The organism is Streptomyces sp. NPDC086077, from assembly GCF_040686175.1.
In the GTDB taxonomy this organism is placed as follows: Bacteria; Actinomycetota; Actinomycetes; order Streptomycetales; family Streptomycetaceae; genus Streptomyces.
Genome location: NZ_JBFBJT010000287.1, coordinates 1 through 3,651 on the forward strand (window position 1 = coordinate 1; position 3,651 = coordinate 3,651).

Annotated in this window: 5 protein-coding genes; 1 reads left to right on the forward strand and 4 read right to left on the reverse strand. The window is 73.6% G+C overall.

All coding sequences use genetic code 11. The annotated features are described in order from the left end of the window. Positions 1–240 (reverse strand): BlaI/MecI/CopY family transcriptional regulator (locus tag AB0O67_RS36915; RefSeq protein WP_365460365.1); only part of this gene is annotated, 240 nt, incomplete at its 3' end. A 106-nt stretch (positions 241–346) separates the two neighbouring features. On the opposite strand from AB0O67_RS36915, the gene AB0O67_RS36920 reads away from it, so the two are divergent. Continuing rightward, positions 347–601 (forward strand): twin-arginine translocase TatA/TatE family subunit, encoded by a 255-nt coding sequence (locus AB0O67_RS36920; protein ID WP_365460368.1) that lies wholly within the window; start codon positions 347–349, stop codon positions 599–601. A 25-nt stretch (positions 602–626) separates the two neighbouring features. On the opposite strand, the gene AB0O67_RS36925 is transcribed toward AB0O67_RS36920, so the two are convergent. The 3 genes from AB0O67_RS36925 to AB0O67_RS36935 all read right to left on the reverse strand — a co-directional run. Continuing rightward, entirely contained in the window at positions 627–2,072 is a 1,446-nt protein-coding gene (locus AB0O67_RS36925; protein ID WP_365460371.1) for an NAD-dependent succinate-semialdehyde dehydrogenase, read from the reverse strand. Beyond that, positions 2,069–2,629 (reverse strand): hypothetical protein, encoded by a 561-nt coding sequence (locus AB0O67_RS36930; RefSeq protein ID WP_365460374.1) that lies wholly within the window; start codon positions 2,627–2,629, stop codon positions 2,069–2,071. Before AB0O67_RS36930 ends, AB0O67_RS36925 begins: the two co-directional genes overlap by 4 nt. Positions 2,630–2,758: 129 nt before the next feature. Further along, positions 2,759–3,651: aminotransferase class III-fold pyridoxal phosphate-dependent enzyme (locus tag AB0O67_RS36935; RefSeq protein ID WP_365460377.1), on the reverse strand; the 893-nt coding region annotated here is incomplete at its 5' end.

Sequence of the window (3,651 nt, forward strand, 5' to 3'; positions counted from 1 at the left end):
CCCCGCGCCGTCCGAGGCCGGCGTCCAGGCGAACGACCGCCCGGCGCGTTCACGGGTCACCGCGCCCTTGGCCAGCAGCCGGGTCAGGATCGTGATCACCGTCGTGTAGGCGAGGTCACCACCGAGCCGCTGGCGCACCCACCCGGCGGTCGCGGGCCCGTCCGCCTCCCGCAGGGCGGCCAGGACCTGCACCTCCAGCTCGCCCTGCCGCCGTCGCCGGGGGCCCCGGTGATCCGTCACGCCCTGTCTCCCTTCCGCTGCCGCGCACTTCACGGGCGGTCCATCGTACGGACACCCGGACCTCTTCCCCGCCCGCTACTCTTCTACAGTGCTGTAGATTCGACGCATGTTCGGACTGAGTGAACTCGCCGTCGTCCTCATCGTCGTCATAGCCGCCCTCGCTGCCAAGAAGCTTCCCGAACTGGCCCGCTCGGCGGGCAAGTCGGCGCGCATTCTGAAGGCGGAGGCCAAGGCGACGAACGATCAGCGGGCACCGGCCGGGGAGCGGGCCGCGCCCCGGGTGATCCGGGGCGAGACCGTCACACCCACCGGTCCGGAGCCCCCTCCCCCGTCCGCAGGGCAGCGACCCCCGCAGGGCTGATCAGACACTGCTCCGCCCGGCCCCCTCACCGCGCCACGGGCATCGCGAGGTACTGGTACTCCAGGAACTCGTCGATCCCCACGCGTCCGCCCTCCCGGCCCAGCCCGGACTGCTTGACCCCGCCGAAGGGTGCCGCCGGGTTGGAGACGAGACCGGTGTTGAGGCCCACCATGCCCACGTCCAGGCGTTCGCTCACGCGCAGGGCCCGGTCGAGGCCCTCGGTGAAGACGTAACCGACCAGACCCCAGGGCGTGTCGTTGGCGCGGCGGACCACCTCGTCCTCGTCGTCGAAGGTGAGGATCGCCGCGACCGGGCCGAAGATCTCCGTGGCCGTCAGACGGCTGTCCGGGGAGACGTCCGTGAGCACGGTCGGCGGGTAGAAGCAGCCCGGCCCGTCCGGTGCACGGCCGCCGACGAGCACCCGGGCGCCGCGCGCCACCGCGTCGTCGACCAGCTGCTCGACCTTGGCGCGCCCGGCGGCGTCGATGAGCGGGCCGACGTCCACACCCTCCTGGGTGCCGGGGCCGACGACGAGCGCCCCCATCCGTGCGGCGAGCCGGTTCCCGAACTCCCCCGCCACCGACCGGTGGACGAAGAAGCGGTTGGCGGCGGTGCACGCCTCCCCCATGTTGCGCATCTTGGCGACCAGCGCGCCCTCCACGGCCACGTCCAGGTCCGCGTCCTCGAAGACGAGGAACGGCGCGTTCCCGCCCAGCTCCATCGAGGCGCGTACGACGGTGTCGGCGCACTGTGCGAGCAGCAGCCGCCCGACCTGCGTGGAGCCGGTGAAGGACAGCTTGCGGATGCGTCCGCCACGCAGCAGGGGCTCGCACACCTCACCGGCCCGGGAGGTGGTCACGACGTTCAGCACGCCGTCCGGCAGTCCGGCCTCCTCGAGGATCGCGGCGACGGCCAGGCTGGAGAGCGGGGTCTGCGGCGCCGGCTTGAGCACCATCGTGCAGCCGGCCGCGATCGCGGGTCCGATCTTGCGGGTGCCCATGGCGAGGGGGAAGTTCCACGGGGTGATCAGCAGGCAGGGGCCGACCGGACGGCGGGAGAGCAGCATGCGGTTGCGGCCGTCGGGGAGGGTTCCGTGGCCGCCGTCGATGCGGACGGCCTCCTCCGAGAACCAGCGGAAGAACTCCGCCGCGTAGGCCACCTCGCCCCTGGCCTCCGCCAGCGGCTTGCCCACCTCGGAGGTCATCAGGCGGGCGAGTTCGTCGGTGCGGTCGCGGATGATCTCGTAGGCGCGGCGCAGGATCTCGCTGCGTGCCCTGGGTGCCGTGTGTGCCCACTCCCGCTGCGCCCGCACCGCGGCGTCCTCGGCCAGCCGGGCGTCCTTGGGGCCCGCGTCGGCGACGTGGGCGATGATCTCGCCGGTGGCGGGGTCGTCGACGGCCATGGTGGCGCCGTCGGCGGCATCCAGCCAGGTGCCGCCGACGAGGAGTTGCTTGCGTACGTCCGGAGTCATGAGGGCTCCTCTGGTGGGTCGGCGGCGGGGTCGAGCAGTTCCGCGAGATGGACGGCGTGGACGCCTCGGTCACCGGCGAGGTGGCCGATCTGGGTGGCGCAGCTGAACCCGTCGGCCACGACGACGGTGCGCCCGCCGTCCGGGAGTTCGTCGAGGCGTGGCGTAAGGGCCAGGCCGGCGACGGCGAGCGAGGTGTCGTAGTGCTGTTCCTCGAAGCCGAAGTTCCCGGCGAGTCCGCAGCAGCCCTCGGCCTCGTCGACCTGCTCCGCGCCGAGCCGGCGGAGCAGGTCGCGCGGGCGGCGTCCGGTGAAGGTGGCGTACTCGTGGCAGTGCGTCTGCAGGACGACGTGGTCCGGCGGAGGCGGCGGGGTCCAGCCCGCAGCGGCCAGGTCGGTCAGGGCACCGGTGAGGGTGTGGACGCGGGCCGCGACACGCCGGGCGGCGTCGGTACCGAGGAGGTCGGGCACGTCGCTCCTCAGGGCGGCGGCGCAGCTGGGCTCGACCACGACGACCGGCAGTTCGTCGCCCGTGTCGAGGCGGGCGACGGTACGGGCCATGACCCGGCGCGCCATGGCCGGTTGGCCGGTGCTGACCCAGGTCAGGGCGCAGCACAGGCCGTCGCGTGACCAGCAGGCCGGGCGCGCTCTCGGCGAGACGGGCGGCCGGCCGGTCCCCCGGCGCCGTGGTCATCGCCGCGCCGCTGCGGACGTGCCGGCCTCCACCGCCGCCGCCCACGCCCGAAGGCCCTCGTCGATCGCGGTCTCGTCGACGACGAGCGCCGGGATCATCCGCACGACCTGGTTCCAGGCCCCGCACAGCAGCAGGAGCAGTCCCTCGTCGACGGCGGCCCGCTGCACCCGGGCGGCCGTGTCGGGGTCGGGGCCGCCGTCCTCGGTGACGAACTCGGTGCCGAGCATCAGCCCGAGCCCCCGTACGTCACCGATGGCCGGTGTCCGCCCGGCCACCTCCTCCAGGCCCCGGCGCAGCCGGACGCCCATCGCCCCGGCGTTCTCGACGAGCTTCTCGTCGCGTACGACGTCGAGGGTGGCGCAGGCCGCCGCGCACGCCACGGCGTTGGCGCCGTACGTGCCGCCCTGCGAACCCGGCCACGCCTTCCGCATCAGTTCCTCGGGGGCTGCGATGCCGGACAGGGGGAAGCCGCTGGCCAGACCCTTGGCGGTGACGAGGATGTCGGGTGTGACGCCGAAGTGGTCGTGGCCCCAGAAGCGTCCGGTGCGGCCGACGCCGGTCTGCACCTCGTCGAGGACCAGCAGGAAGCCGTGCCGGTCGGCCCGTTCCCGCAGGCCCTCCAGGAAGGCACGGGTCGCGGGCACGTATCCGCCCTCGCCGAGCACGGGTTCGACGATGACCGCGGCGGTGTCGGCCGGCGAGGAGATCGTCTGGAGGGTGTGGTCGAGTTCCTTCAGGGCGAAGTCGGTGGCGGTCCGCTCGTCCCAGCCGTAGCGGTAGGCCGTCGGGAACGGGGTGACGACGACACCGCTCATCAGGGGCGAGAAACCGGAGCGGAAGCGGATGCCGGACGTGGTCATCGCGGCGGCGGCGACCGTACGGCCGTGGA

Excerpts from the sequence above, each read along its gene's own strand:
- AB0O67_RS36920 (WP_365460368.1), top strand. The coding sequence starts at position 347 with ATGTTCGGACTGAGTGAACTCGCCGTCGTCCTCATCGTCGTCATAGCC.
- AB0O67_RS36925 (WP_365460371.1), bottom strand. The coding sequence starts at position 2,072 with ATGACTCCGGACGTACGCAAGCAACTCCTCGTCGGCGGCACCTGGCTG.
- AB0O67_RS36930 (WP_365460374.1), bottom strand. The coding sequence starts at position 2,629 with ATGGCCCGTACCGTCGCCCGCCTCGACACGGGCGACGAACTGCCGGTC.